The 12,772-nt window shown below is 63.2% G+C and carries 11 protein-coding genes; 4 read left to right on the top strand and 7 right to left on the bottom strand.

Going from position 1 to position 12,772, the window contains the following annotated elements:
- Positions 1–238: 238 nt before the first annotated feature.
- The gene (locus tag NKK50_RS23725) at positions 239–745 is read left to right on the top strand and encodes a heme-degrading domain-containing protein (protein WP_023711326.1); all 507 of its coding nucleotides are present in this window, start codon (positions 239–241) and stop codon (positions 743–745) included.
- A 167-nt stretch (positions 746–912) separates the two neighbouring features.
- The gene (locus tag NKK50_RS23720) at positions 913–2,193 is read left to right on the top strand and encodes a glycerate kinase type-2 family protein (protein WP_023689251.1); all 1,281 of its coding nucleotides are present in this window, start codon (positions 913–915) and stop codon (positions 2,191–2,193) included.
- Positions 2,194–2,469: 276 nt separating this feature from the next.
- Here the strand turns inward: NKK50_RS23720 and NKK50_RS23715 are convergent, their stop codons facing one another.
- From NKK50_RS23715 to NKK50_RS23700, 4 genes are all read right to left on the bottom strand, one after another.
- The gene (locus tag NKK50_RS23715; RefSeq protein ID WP_352543922.1) at positions 2,470–3,939 is read right to left on the bottom strand and encodes a UdgX family uracil-DNA binding protein; all 1,470 of its coding nucleotides are present in this window, start codon (positions 3,937–3,939) and stop codon (positions 2,470–2,472) included.
- A gap of 2 nt (positions 3,940–3,941) precedes the next feature.
- On the bottom strand, positions 3,942–5,177 hold the full coding sequence (locus tag NKK50_RS23710) for a putative DNA modification/repair radical SAM protein (protein WP_023689249.1): 1,236 nt from the start codon (positions 5,175–5,177) through the stop codon (positions 3,942–3,944).
- A 119-nt stretch (positions 5,178–5,296) separates the two neighbouring features.
- Positions 5,297–6,682: a glutamine synthetase family protein gene (locus tag NKK50_RS23705; RefSeq protein WP_023683505.1), complete on the bottom strand. Its 1,386-nt coding sequence runs from the start codon at positions 6,680–6,682 to the stop codon at positions 5,297–5,299.
- Positions 6,683–6,717: 35 nt separating this feature from the next.
- Entirely contained in the window at positions 6,718–8,100 is a 1,383-nt protein-coding gene (locus NKK50_RS23700) for an aspartate aminotransferase family protein (protein ID WP_352543921.1), read from the bottom strand.
- A gap of 155 nt (positions 8,101–8,255) precedes the next feature.
- Between NKK50_RS23700 and NKK50_RS23695 the strand changes: the two genes are divergently transcribed.
- Positions 8,256–8,708: a hypothetical protein gene (locus NKK50_RS23695; protein WP_023683507.1), complete on the top strand. Its 453-nt coding sequence runs from the start codon at positions 8,256–8,258 to the stop codon at positions 8,706–8,708.
- 1 nt (position 8,709) lies between these two features.
- Here the strand turns inward: NKK50_RS23695 and NKK50_RS23690 are convergent, their stop codons facing one another.
- Positions 8,710–9,684, bottom strand: coding sequence for a WD40 repeat domain-containing protein (locus NKK50_RS23690; protein ID WP_352543920.1), 975 nt, complete (start codon positions 9,682–9,684; stop codon positions 8,710–8,712).
- Between the two features lie 248 nt (positions 9,685–9,932).
- Positions 9,933–10,985 (bottom strand): CobW family GTP-binding protein, encoded by a 1,053-nt coding sequence (locus NKK50_RS23685; protein WP_023689243.1) that lies wholly within the window; start codon positions 10,983–10,985, stop codon positions 9,933–9,935.
- A gap of 421 nt (positions 10,986–11,406) precedes the next feature.
- On the opposite strand from NKK50_RS23685, the gene NKK50_RS23680 reads away from it, so the two are divergent.
- Positions 11,407–11,877: a MarR family winged helix-turn-helix transcriptional regulator gene (locus NKK50_RS23680; RefSeq protein ID WP_023671361.1), complete on the top strand. Its 471-nt coding sequence runs from the start codon at positions 11,407–11,409 to the stop codon at positions 11,875–11,877.
- Positions 11,878–11,887: 10 nt separating this feature from the next.
- On the opposite strand, the gene NKK50_RS23675 is transcribed toward NKK50_RS23680, so the two are convergent.
- On the bottom strand, positions 11,888–12,751 hold the full coding sequence (locus NKK50_RS23675) for an AraC family transcriptional regulator (RefSeq protein WP_023736881.1): 864 nt from the start codon (positions 12,749–12,751) through the stop codon (positions 11,888–11,890).
- Positions 12,752–12,772: the final 21 nt, after the last annotated feature.

The following is a 12,772-nucleotide window of genomic DNA, read 5'->3' as shown; positions in this document are numbered from 1 at the left end:
TTCGCGGCGCCACCTATCCCCCTCCGAGGGTGAGGAAGGGAGCCTTTGCTTCGGAGGACGGGCGCCGGTTCGGACAGCTTGGCGCCCTTCCTCTACCCCGTCGATCGGGGGAGAGGTGTCGAGAGAAGCTCGAAGGAGTGGGGGGCGACCCTGGCGGGGCAAGACCACCACCGCGACGAGACCTTGACCGGGCGGAGCTTGTCGTACACACGATTTGTGACGATTTCGGAGAACAAAAATGGCCGCCGCGGACGACATCGCTCTGATCCAGAAACAGGAAGAGACGCTGGTCTTCCCGGCCTTCGACGAGGCCGTCGCCTTCAAGGTCGGCGCGGCGATCCGCGAGCGGGCGCTGGCCGAAAAGCTGCCCATCATTGTCGATATCAGGCTGTGGGATCGGCCGCTGTTTTATGCCGCGATGCCCGGTTCAAACGCCTCCAACCCCGACTGGGCACGACGCAAGATCAATGTGGTCAAGCGCTACCTCAGGAGCACCTATCGTCTGGTGCTGGAACAGCAGCGACCGGACCGCACCTTCAAGGTCGGCGAGGGGCTGGATATTGCTGATTACGTACTGGCCGGCGGCGGGTTTCCGGTGACTGTAAAGGGTGCCGGCGTCATTGGCGTCATCGCCGTCTCCGGCCTGCCGGAACGCCAGGATCATGGCGTCGTCGTCGATGCACTGTGCGATCATCTCGGCGTCGATCGGACACAATTGGCGCTGCCGCCGGAAGGTAAATCGTGACGTTGGCGCTGCCCCTCATCCGCCTGCCGGCACCTTCTCCCCGTATAGTGACGGGAGAAAGGACAAGCTCGAGCGCTGGCGATCCCCTCTCCCCGTCTTTCACGGGGTGAGGGTGAGGGGCAGCGCCAACGTTTGCTCATTTTGAAAACCGCCAGTTACGGCCAAGGATAACCGTGCTCGATCCCAAATCCTTTCTCATCTCGATCTTCAATGCCGCTGTTGCCGCTGCCGATCCTGAACGGACCATCAGGGATCATCTGCCGGCCAGGCCCAAGGGCCGTACCATTGTCATTGGCGCCGGCAAGGGCTCGGCGCAGATGGCGGCCGCGTTCGAGAAGGTGTGGGATGGCCCAATCGAAGGGCTGGTCGTCACCCGCTACGGCTATGGCGCCAGATGCGAGCGCATCGAAATCATCGAGGCGGCACATCCGGTACCGGACGCTGCCGGTCTTGAGGCGTCGCGGCGCCTGCTCGAAAAGGTGCAAGGGCTGACTGCGGACGACCTGGTAGTGGCGCTGATATCGGGCGGAGGATCGGCGCTGCTGCCGTCGCCTGCCGCCGGCCTGACGCTCGCCGACGAAATCGCCGTCAACGAGGCGCTGCTTGCCTCCGGCGCGCCGATCGCGGCGATGAACACAATCCGCAAGCATCTCTCGACCATCAAGGGCGGCCGGCTGGCAGCTGCCGCCTGGCCGGCCAAACTGGTATCACTGGTTGTCTCTGACATTCCCGGCGACAACCCGGCGCTGGTGGCCTCCGGCCCGACCGTGCCCGACTCCGGCAACCGCGCCGATGCGCTGGCCTCGATAGCGGCCTACGGCATGAAACTGCCCGACGCCGTCATGGCGCACATCAACTCGCCAGAGGCCGATGCGCCAGATCTGGATGACCAGCGCTTTTCACGCAATGAAGTGCACCTGATCGCCTCGGCTGGCGTGTCGCTGGAAGCGGCAGCCGCTGAGGCAAAACGGCAGGGCATCGAAGCCGTCATCCTCTCCGATTCCATCGAGGGCGAGGCGCGCGAGGTCGGTGGCGTGCATGCAGCCATTGCGCGCGAAGTGGCGACGCGCAACCGGCCGTTCAAAAAGCCGGTGCTGATCCTGTCCGGCGGCGAGACGACCGTGACCTTGCGGGCCCCTGTTGACGGAAAAAGGGGCAAGGGCGGCCGCAACTCCGAATTCCTGCTCGCCTTTGCCATCGGCATCAGCGGCGCGGAAGGTATTCATGCACTGGCCGCCGATACCGACGGCATCGATGGCTCGGAAGACAATGCCGGCGCCTTTGCCGATGGCTCGACCGTCTCGCGCATGCGTGCCGCCGGCGTCGACGCCAAGGCGATGCTGGCCGGCAACAATGCCTGGACGGCGTTCAACGCGATCGGCGATCTGTTCGTGCCGGGGCCGACGGGTACGAATGTGAATGATCTGAGGGCAATCCTGATCAGTTAATTCGGCCGTGGCGGCCGAAGTTTCCAACGTTGGATTCACGACCGTAGGTGATTGGCTGAAGCCACTCAGCTTCGTCATCCCTGGGCGAAGCAGGAGCGAAGCTCCGTCGCAAAGCCCCGTGTCCATTCCGTGATGTTAGCCGTCGAGCGCAGCGGAGCAGAATTCTGCACCGTAGCAGCGTGCAAACGTCGCGGCATGCATCCTCGGGTCTGCGCTGCGTCGCTTCCCTCCTTGCTCCGCCCGCGGATGGCGATGTCGCTGAGGCTTTCGCTCATCTCACGACCCCATAAGCCGCTTCACCTCTCTCATATCCCTGAGAAACCGCTCGCGCTCTGCCTCCTTGTCCGCCGGCTCATGAATACGCAGGATGAAGGAAGGATGGATGGTGATGAACACGCGCAAACCGTCCTCGCGCTCGATCACCTGGCCGCGCATTTTCGTCACGGCAATGGCCTTGCCCAGCAGCGACAACGCCGCCGTTGCCCCAAGCGCCACGGCGAGGTCCGGCTTGATCAGCTCAAGCTCCCGGCCGATCCACCAGCGGCAGGCCTGGACTTCGCCGGTATTTGGCTTCGAGTGGATGCGGCGCTTGCCGCGCGGCTCGAACTTGAAGTGCTTGACGGCGTTGGTGACGTAGACTTTTTGCCGGTCGACGCCTGCGTCATCGAGAATTGCATCGAACACTTTGCCCGCTGGCCCGACAAAAGGTTTGCCGGCGAGATCTTCCTGATCGCCAGGTTGTTCGCCGACGAAGACCACTTTGGCGTCATCCGGCCCCTCGCCGAACACGGTCTGTGTCGCGTCGCGCCAGAGCGGGCAGCGACGACAACCCTTTGCAGCCTCGCGCAAATCGGAAATCGTCTTGGCATCGTCTTCATCCGGCGCCTCGGCCGGCTCGGGCTTCGGCCAATGTCTTGCCTGCAGCTTGGCGTGGTGCGGCGCCGGCGTCGTCGGTTGTCTGGCAATCATGGCTATAGCGGCCTCGTCCGCTCCTGCGATCAGATCTGGAATGAGCGAGGCCTCGGGAAGGTTCCGCCAATATTTCTTCGGCATCTCCTTCTGCATCGCCTTCACCTTGAGCCGCGCCGGGTTGAAGATGTTTTCGAAATAGGTCAGCCACAACGCCTCGGTGTCGTCCTGATCGGGTGCATCGCCCTTGGCCGCACCCGGCCCGATGGCCAGCCTTTCGCCGTTCCAGTCGGCGGAGGCATAGGGCGTCAGGATGGTCCAGCGCATGCCGGTGAACCGCCGAACGAAGAAATCCGCGTTGCGCTCGACAATGAAATGCTCCGGCTCGAACCAGGCGACGTAGCGCTCGTTCTCGCCGTCGCCGATCTTCCGGAAGCGTACGAAGGCATGCATCTTATGGCTGTCGCGCCGCACCGCCTTTTCCATGGCTTCGAGCCGCCTGGTGTCGGGATCGGATGCGATCGCCAGCAGTTTCGGCTCGGTGCGCAGGCGCCAAAGCATCCAGTAGAGAAAGGCAAACCGGCCGGGGTCGGAGTGGCAGAAGGCGGTTTCGGCATGGGCGATGAACTCGCGCGGGACGGTAAGCTGCGCGCCCTCTGGCACCGCCGGCAAGGCATCTCGAGGATCATTGGCGTCGGACCCGACACCCCAACTAATATCCTCAGGCCGGACCTCATTCAGCGCCAGACGCCGTGCCGCATCGCGCCAACCGGCGAAATCGGTCTGGCTCGCTAGCCGGACAGTGTATCGGGCAAGGTCGAGCTGGGCCGGCTGCATGGTCAAAACAGAGACAGTTGTTCGCAGGACTTTACGATCGTGTCGCGCAAGCCGGTCTTGTCCGTCAGTCTACCCGGCGACCAGCCTTCGGCGATGATGAAGGGCCTCAGCTTGGCGATCGAATGGCAGATCCGTCCGACATCTTCCAGCCGCATGTGTCGGTGGCGGCGGGTTTCAAGGATCTTCGCCACCACCTTGGTGCCCAGACCCGGAACCCGCAGCAGCGCTTCCCGATCGGCGCGGTTGATGTCGACGGGAAACCTCGCCCGATTGCGCAAAGCCCAGGCGAGCTTGGGGTCAATGGCGAGATCGAGCATGCCGTCGCTGCTGCCGGCGAGGATTTCCGGCTGCGAAAAGCCGTAGAAGCGCATCAGCCAGTCGGCCTGATAGAGCCGGTGCTCGCGCATCAGCGGCGGTTTCTGCAGCGGCAGCGACGATGACGAATCCGGGATCGGGCTGAAGGCGGAGTAATAGACGCGCCGCAGATGGTAGCTGCCATAGAGCCGCGCACTGGAGTGTAAGATACCGTCGTCGGATGTCTTGTCGGCGCCGACGATCATCTGCGTCGACTGACCTCCGGGCGCAAAGCGTTCGCGCTTCTTGGTCCTCAGCGTCGGCTCGGCTTTTTCCTCCATCTTCCGGCGCAGGTTCGCCATGGAAAGGCGGATCGTTTCCGGCTTCTTCTCCGGCGCCAGTTTCTTGACGCCCTCATCGGTCGGCAGTTCGACGTTGATAGACAGCCGGTCGGCGTAGAGCCCGGCCTGCTCGACCAGTTCGGCCGAGCTTTCCGGAATGGTCTTCAGATGAATATAGCCGGAGAATTTTTCGTCCAGCCGCAGCCGCCGCGCCACCTCCACCATCTCGGCCATGGTCTCGTCCGGGGAGCGGATGACTCCTGAGGACAGGAAGAGGCCCTCGATGTAGTTGCGCCGGTAGAAATCCATGGTCAGCTTCACCACCTCCTCGATGCTGAAGCGGGCGCGGCGCACATTCGATGACGAGCGGTTGATGCAGTAGCTGCAATCGTAAATGCAGAAATTGGTCAGCAGGATTTTCAGGAGCGAAATGCAGCGGCCATCCGGCGCGTAGGAATGGCAGATGCCCATGCCTTCTGTGGAGCCGATACCGCCGGATTGGAGCGAATCCTTCTTCGCCGAGCCCGACGAGGCGCAAGAAGCATCGTATTTGGCGGCGTCAGACAGGATTGCCAGCTTTTCACGGACGGTAGGTGCGCTCATCCGTTCATGATATGTTCTTGAAGGCTGCAGCGCCACCTCATTTGATGCAGGCGGCGAAAAAGTAATCGCCGCCTGATCGTCGGGCTAGCAGGACGACTGCCCGAGTTCCAGGCGGTCTCTCAGACCTCATGGAGGTAGAGGTGGTAATCCAGCTCGCTGACGGTGCGGGCGACGCGCAGATACTCCGACTGCTTGATCGCCACGAAGGTGCGATGCAGATCCTCGCCAAGCGCCTCTTTCAGGAAGCTCGAGGCCCGCGCCGCCTCGATCGCGGCGCGCCAGTCGACCGGCATGGTCGTGCGCGTGACGGCGGCTTCATAGCCATTCCCAGTGGTTTCGGGGCCGGGGTCGAGGCCTTCATCCAGACCCTTGATGATGCCGGCCAGCACCGTTGCCGCGATCAGGTAGGGATTGGCGTCGACACCCGACGGCCGGTGCTCGATGCGCCGGTTCTTGGCGTCGCCGGCCGGCACGCGCAGCGCCACCGAACGGTTGTTGACGCCCCAGGTCGGCGCCACCGGCGCATAGGACTGCGAGACGAAGCGCCGCCAGGAATTGGCGTGCGGCGCAAACACCAGCATCGATTCGGCCATGGTCTGGATCAGCCCGCCGAGCCCCTGCAGCAGCGGCAGCGACCAGCTTTCGCCGCCGGCTTCGGCAAAAACGTTGCGGCCGTTCTTGTCCTGCAGCGAAACATGGAAATGCATGCCGGAGCCGGCATATTTTTCGATCGGCTTGGCCATGAAGCAGGCGGTAACACCATGGCGGCGCGCCTGCGCCCGCACCAGCCGCTTCAACATGACGAGGTCGTCGGCCGCCCGCATGACATCCTTGCGGTAATTCAGCGTCAGCTCGTACTGGCCGGGCGCGTATTCCGAAATCACCGTTTCGGCCGGAATGCCTTGCGCCTTAGCCGCGGCATAGATGTCGGAAAACAACGGCTCCATGCCGTGCAGATGGTCGACGGAATAGACTTCCGTCTTGGCCGAGCGGCGGCCGTCGAGCACGGCGTCCGCCGGTTTTACCTTGCCGTCGGCGTCACGCTCATTGGCAAGCAGGAAAAATTCGAGTTCGAAGGCGCCGGCGGGATAGAGGCCCTTGGCCGCCAAGATGTCGACCTGCCTGGCCAGCGCCAGCCGTGGGTCCGACGACATAGGCTGTCCCTCGAGATGGTACATCGCCATCAGCAACTGGCCGCGCGGCGGGTTCGTGCCGTAAAGCGGCACCAGCGTGCCGGGGATCGGCCATGCCCTGAGATCGCCGTCTCCAGTCGTCCAGATCAGCCCGGTTTCGTGCACATCCTCGCCGGTGATGTCGAGGCCGAGGATCGAGATCGGCATGTGGCGGCCGCCCTCGAAGATGCTTTTCAGCTCATGCCGGCGCACGATCTTGCCGCGGCCGACCCCGTTGGCGTCGGTCAAGACGATATCGAAGGCTTCGATTTCGGGATGGGCGTCGAGAAAGGCTTGCGCCTCGGCGGGCGTCGAGCCCGAAGGTGAAGTCATGATTAGTGTACTCGAGTTTGGCTTGGCAGCTTGTCTCATGCCGTCAGCCTTGCCGCAACCGTGGCGAAGGCGGTGATCAGCCGGTTGACCTGGGCGCCGGTGGTGGCCGGTGAGATCAGCATCATGTTGTGAAAGGGCGCGATCAGCACGCCCTGGTTGACCAGCGCGACATGGATAGCCGCCTCAAGCTCCGGCGCATGGGCAGTCTCGGCTTCGGCGCCGTTCCTGAGCGGGCCAGGGGCGCAGATGAACTCGACGCGGGCGCCGACGCGGGCGACATGCCAGGGCAGATTGTAGCGATCGATGACGCCGGTCAGCCCGGCATCGAGCCGCAGGGCGAGGCGATCCATCCGGGCATAATTCTCCTGCGTCATCACCTCTTCGAGCGTTGCGCGCATGGCTGCGAACTGCAGCGGGTTCGCCGACAGCGTCGTGCCCATGCCGGAATAGCCCGGCTCCTTGGTTCGATTGTAGTCGGCATAGCGCGAGGCGACCTCGTCGCTCATGCCCCACACGCTTGCCGGCACTCCGCCGGCGATCGGCTTGCCCAGCACGAACAGGTCGGGCTGCAGCCCGAATTTCCTGGTGTAGCCGCCGGGTCCAGTCGAAATCGTGTGCGTCTCGTCTATCAGAAGCAGCGTTCCGGCCGCGCGCGTCAGTTTGCGCAAGGCGTCGTGAAAACCCGGATCGGGCAGCACCATGCAGGAATTGGTCAGCACCGGCTCAGCAATGACGCAGGCGACATCCTTGTCCTTGAGCGCTGCTTGCAGCGCGGCGACATCGTTGAATTCAATGACCTTCGCCGTCTTGGTCAGGTCGCGAAACTCACCCGCCAGCCCCGGCCGATTCACGGGCTTGCCGTCGACCATCCGGACCATCGTCTCGTCGACCGAGCCGTGATAGCAGCCGTTGAAGACCAGTATCTTTTCGCGGCCGGTGACGGCGCGGGCGACGCGCAGCGCGAAGCGGTTGGCGTCGGTGGCGGTGGTGGCGATCTGCCAGAACGGCAGACCGAAACGCTGAGTGAGCAGCGGCCCGATGGCCAGCGGATCTTCCGAAGGCAGCATATAGGTCAGGCCGCGCCCGGCCTGGCGGCGGATGGCGCGCGCCACCGGCGGCGGCGAATGGCCGAACATCGAGCCGGTGTCACCGAGGCAGAAATCGTCCAGCCTGTTGCCGTCGATATCCGTGATGGCGGCGCCCTTGGCGCTTTCGACCAGGATCGGGAATGGCGTCGGCCAGTCGTTCATCCAGTGCATCGGCACACCGCCGAAGAAGCCTGGCAGGCCGTTACCGACCTTGGCCTGCGATTTCGGCCGCGCCTTGCGGAAGGTGTTCGCCTCGCTTGTCCGCAATGCAGCGATGCGGTCACGGCTGATACCGCCAATGGACGCCTTTGAACTGTTCGTGCTGTGCATGAAATCCCTCTCGGCCGGCACACTACCCAATTGGCGACGGCAACCGCAATTGGCCGTGTTGGTGCGCTGCATTGGGTCAGCAGCAAGTTCGGCAGACTTGACCTTCCGGCGCAGTCGGGCGCCAATGCGATCGGGTCTGTGGTTTGGGGAGAAAAATGCGGACGATCATCTGCGCTATTGCGCTACTCTTGTCGGCCGCTGCGGCTTCCGCATCGGGCGGCGTCTGGTGTTCCGTCGATGACAAAGCGGTGCAATTCGAGGTCGGCGCCGGGGTCACCAGAGGTATGGGCGGCCCGACCTTCAATTTTCGCGGCGATCTCGAGATACTTGGCCGGCCGGAAGGCGACAGTCTGCGCAAGACCGTCTTCGAGGATTCCGACCTCACCCAGTACTGGCTGGACGACAAGGAGTTGCGGCTGAACGTCTACCACGAGCATCAGCTCGGAGATAAATTCAACTCTGTCGAACTGACGATCCTGACCAAGACCAGTGACGAGGGCGTCTATGACGGCCGGTACACGCTTGCCGTCTACGACAACGCCGCCGACACGGAACAGGACGGCAAGCCGAAAGAATTGACCGGCAAGGTGTCGTGCGGAGCCGAATAGGTCACGCCGAGATATCGATGACGCCGCAGTCGCCGGCGGCACTGCCGAAGGCGACCCGGCGCTCTTCCTTATCCCACATCATCGCGGTGATGGCGCCCTTGCCCGGGCGGCGCAACAGCACCTCTTTGGCATCGGTAAAGCGCACCGCCATGACCATGCCGTCATCATAGCCGACGGCGACGACATCCTGGCTCGGATGGCAGGCAACCGATGTCACCATGGCGTTGCCGCGCGTGCCGAGCTCCAGCGGCGCCTTGCCCATCGGGCCGTCCTTGCCCGAAAACGGCCAGACGATCGCCGCCGGCGCGCCGGAACTCGCCAGCCATTTGCCCTTCACGCTCCACGACAGGCTTTTGACCTTGCCGGGATAGCCGGTCATGCGCATGTGCTTGCCGTCGGCGAGCTTCCAGCCATGCAGCGCGTTTTCCTGCATGGTGGTGACGAGGAAGGCGCCATCCGGCGAGAAGGTGACGCCGGTATGGGCACCGGCCCATTCCAGCTCCACCGGCCTGCCGTCGGCGGCCGGGAAATGCAGCGTCGCGCCATTGTAGCGGGCGACGCCGAAGCGCATGCCCTTGGGGGAGAAGGCCAGCCCCTCGACCGAACGCGGATGGGCAAACTCTTTGGTCTTGCCGTCGGCAAAGCGCACGAACGCAGTCTTGCCTGTGGCATAGGCGATAGCGCCTTGCGGCCCGGCGGCGACGCTGGTGATCCACTTCTTGCCGGCGCTCGCCAATTCGCCGACGGTGCCACCTGCGGTGACAGCAAAAATCTTGCCGTCCTCGCCGCCGGTGATCAGGCGGTCGTTGGCGGCGTCATGGAACGTGGAGAGCAGGCCGTCATTGGCCTGAATTGTCTTGTGGCCGTTGTCGAGCCTATGAACTGTCCCATCGGCCAGCGCATAATGCGGCACGTTGTCGAGGAAGACGGCGGCAAGGCAGTGACCTTCCAGGTCGAGGGGAGCAACTGTGGGCATCAGGACCATTCCAATGAAGCTGTCACCACTCCCGGGAAGCCATTGAGGCGGCCAGGCCTGGCGTCAACCTTCCCCTTTGTGGGAGAAGGTGGATCGGCGCGCAGCGCCGAGACGGATGAGGGGTGTTGGACGGATCGCCGTCGGTGCCGAGCTGGAGCACCCCTCATCCGACCTCGCTTCGCGAGGCCACCTACTCCCACAAGGGGAGAAGGAAGAGCGGGCAGCGCTAGCGCCATAGAGTCCGGAAATCAAGCCGCCTGGCAGGCGTCAAAGCTCTTCTTCAGCCGTTCGGCGTCAAGCTCGCGGCCGATGAACACCAGCCGGCTCTCATGCTTTTCGCCGTCTTTCCAGGCGCGCTGGTGGTCGCCTTCGATGATCATGTGCACGCCTTGGATGACATAGCGCTCGTCGTCGCCCTTGAGCGCGATGATGCCTTTCAGCCGCAGGATGTTGGGACCTTCCATCTGAGTGATCTTCTCGATCCACGGGAAGAATTTCTTCGGGTCCATCTCGCCGCCGCGCAGCGACACCGACTGCACGGTCACGTCATGGATGTCGGAGGGATGCGCGTGATCGTGATGATGATGGTCGTGATCATGGTCGTGGTGATCGTGGTCGTGATCATGGTGGTCGTGATCATGATCGTGCGCCTCGAGAAAATGCGGATCGTTTTCCAATGCGCGCGACAGGTCGAAGGCGCCGCGGTCGAGCACTTCGGACAGCGCCACGCCGGCGCGCGTGGTGCGGTGAATCCTGGCCGCCGGGTTGATGGCGCGGATGGTCGCTTCGACCTTGGCCAGCTCTTCGGGCGTCACCAGGTCGGTCTTGTTCAGCACGACAACATCGGCAAACGCGATCTGGTCCTCGGCTTCCTTGGAATCCTTCAACCTGAGCGGCAGGTGCTTGGCGTCGACCAGGGCCACGACAGCGTCGAGTTTGGTCTTGGAGCGCACGTCGTCGTCCATGAAGAAGGTCTGCGCCACCGGCACCGGATCGGCGAGGCCGGTGGTCTCGACGACGATGGCGTCGAAGCGGCCGGGACGGCGCATCAGGCCTTCGACGACGCGGATCAGGTCGCCGCGCACCGTGCAGCAGACGCAGCCATTGTTCATTTCGTAGATTTCCTCGTCGGATTCCACGATCAAATCATTGTCGATGCCGATCTCGCCGAATTCATTGACGATGACGGCATAACGCTTGCCATGGTTTTCCGACAGGATGCGGTTGAGCAGCGTCGTCTTGCCGGCGCCGAGATAGCCGGTGAGAACGGTCACGGGGATTTGCGTCTGTGCTTCGCTCATATCTTGCCTCGAAATGGCTGGGCCACGGAATTGCGGGCCGCAAGAAGGGATTGTTGGCCTGATATAGGATGTGTGCCGGCCTTTTGCACGAGGCAAACCGCCTGGGTGTTTGACCCAGGATTGACGAAGCGGATGGGTAGACCCGAGAGGCCGAGTGCGAGGGATGCCGACCATCAACGTGTCGCTGGAAACGCCTCTTCGTTGACCTGTGCTGAGCCGCGCCGCGTCAAACCGTTGCAATCGCCTTGGCGGAAACTCGTTTGTCATCTAACTGAAATAAACATCTGGCATCACCATTTCGAGCACCACAAATGCTTGCCGGCAAAGCTGTTTCGAAAGCCGGAATCTTTTTGATCGTCGATTGCCAACCGGCCGGCTGCGTCTATGCTGCACGCACCGGTACGGCCGAAGAGGGATCACCATGGCCAAGGCGGACAAGACTGCAACGATGAGCCGGCTGCATTCGGCGGCAAGGCTGGCAAGGACCGCGCTGGCGGCGCGGCTTCTGGCGCACGGCTTCTATGCCGGCCAGGACCAGATCATGCTGACGCTCGACCGCGAGGACGGCCAGACGCCCGGCAATCTCGCCGGCCGCCTCGGCGTGCGCCCGCCGACCATCACCAAGACCATCAACCGGCTGCAGGCCCAGGGCTTTTTGGAAAAGCGCGCTTCTTCCGCGGATGCACGCCAGGCGCATATCTTTCTCACCGACACCGGCCGCGAGATCATCCACGCCATCGAGAAGTCGGTGAAGAAGACCGAGAAGCAGGCGTTGAAGGGCCTCGACAAGAAAGAACAGAAGACGCTGTTCAAGCTGCTCGCCCGCATCGAGGCCAATTTGTCGAACGAGGAGCTGGTGCTTGTCGACGACGATGGCGACATCGACGATTGATCTTCCTCACCTAGGCGGCTACCGAAGGCCCGCGCACCAGGGTCGACCAGCGGCCGGGCGTCAGGCCGAATGCTTTCTTGAAATGCCTGTTGAAATGGCTCTGGTCGCTGAAGCCGGCGCCAACGGCAATCTCGGCCAGCGGCTCGCCCACCTCGATCATCCGTCTTGCCTTTTGCAGCCGGCGCATCAGCAGGAACCGATGCGGGCTGGTGGAATAGGTCGCGCGAAAATGGCGTGACAGCGCATAGCGGTCGAGCCCGGTGACGGCTTCCAGCTCATCGGAACGAACGGACCGCTCGGCATTCTCCTCGAGATAGCCGCGCGCCAGCGCTGCCGCACGCGAGGCCGACTTCCCCATCGGCTTTGCTTTCTGTCCCGCATGACGCCCCAGATGCTGCGCCAGCTCCGCAACGAAATCGGCGACGAACAGCTCGTCCAGTTCCTCATCGAGCGGCGACAGGGCCGAAAGCAGCGTGCCACGCAAGGCAGGATCGCTGACCACAGCATCCCTGACGAAAGGCAGCGGCGCGCCGTCGAGGCAGTCGAGCAGCAGTGAGGGTTCCAGATAGAGGATCCGGTAGCGCAGACCATCCTCGGTCCCGGCGCCGCCATCGTGCACTTCGTCGGGATGCAGCACGATAACCTGGCCGGGCAGGCTGTGGTTGACAGTGCCCCTGTAGTGGAAGCGCTGCACACCGGAAAGCGTCACGCCGACGGCAAGTGTATCATGACGGTGCAGGTCGAAGGCGTTGCCATGGAAATGCGCCTCGATGCGCTCGATGCCGGTGCTGCCTGGCGCCGAGACGATCCGGTCTTCATCCGCGCACGAACGTCCAAGACCCTGTGTCGCCTCACCGTCTAGATCGTGCGTCATCACCTATCCCTGCCCTTCATG

Source organism: Mesorhizobium sp. M0001, assembly GCF_040324255.1.
In the GTDB taxonomy this organism is placed as follows: Bacteria; Pseudomonadota; Alphaproteobacteria; order Rhizobiales; family Rhizobiaceae; genus Mesorhizobium.
This window is presented reverse-complemented; position numbering and strand designations above follow the sequence as displayed.

Coding starts and splice junctions, on each gene's coding strand:
- NKK50_RS23690 (WP_352543920.1), bottom strand. CDS start 9,684: ATGCCCACAGTTGCTCCCCTCGACCTGGAAGGTCACTGCCTTGCCGCC.
- NKK50_RS23710 (WP_023689249.1), bottom strand. CDS start 5,177: ATGAGCGCACCTACCGTCCGTGAAAAGCTGGCAATCCTGTCTGACGCC.
- NKK50_RS23675 (WP_023736881.1), bottom strand. CDS start 12,751: ATGACGCACGATCTAGACGGTGAGGCGACACAGGGTCTTGGACGTTCG.
- NKK50_RS23705 (WP_023683505.1), bottom strand. CDS start 6,682: ATGACTTCACCTTCGGGCTCGACGCCCGCCGAGGCGCAAGCCTTTCTC.
- NKK50_RS23715 (WP_352543922.1), bottom strand. CDS start 3,939: ATGCAGCCGGCCCAGCTCGACCTTGCCCGATACACTGTCCGGCTAGCG.
- NKK50_RS23685 (WP_023689243.1), bottom strand. CDS start 10,985: ATGAGCGAAGCACAGACGCAAATCCCCGTGACCGTTCTCACCGGCTAT.
- NKK50_RS23680 (WP_023671361.1), top strand. CDS start 11,407: ATGGCCAAGGCGGACAAGACTGCAACGATGAGCCGGCTGCATTCGGCG.
- NKK50_RS23695 (WP_023683507.1), top strand. CDS start 8,256: ATGCGGACGATCATCTGCGCTATTGCGCTACTCTTGTCGGCCGCTGCG.
- NKK50_RS23725 (WP_023711326.1), top strand. CDS start 239: ATGGCCGCCGCGGACGACATCGCTCTGATCCAGAAACAGGAAGAGACG.
- NKK50_RS23700 (WP_352543921.1), bottom strand. CDS start 8,100: ATGCACAGCACGAACAGTTCAAAGGCGTCCATTGGCGGTATCAGCCGT.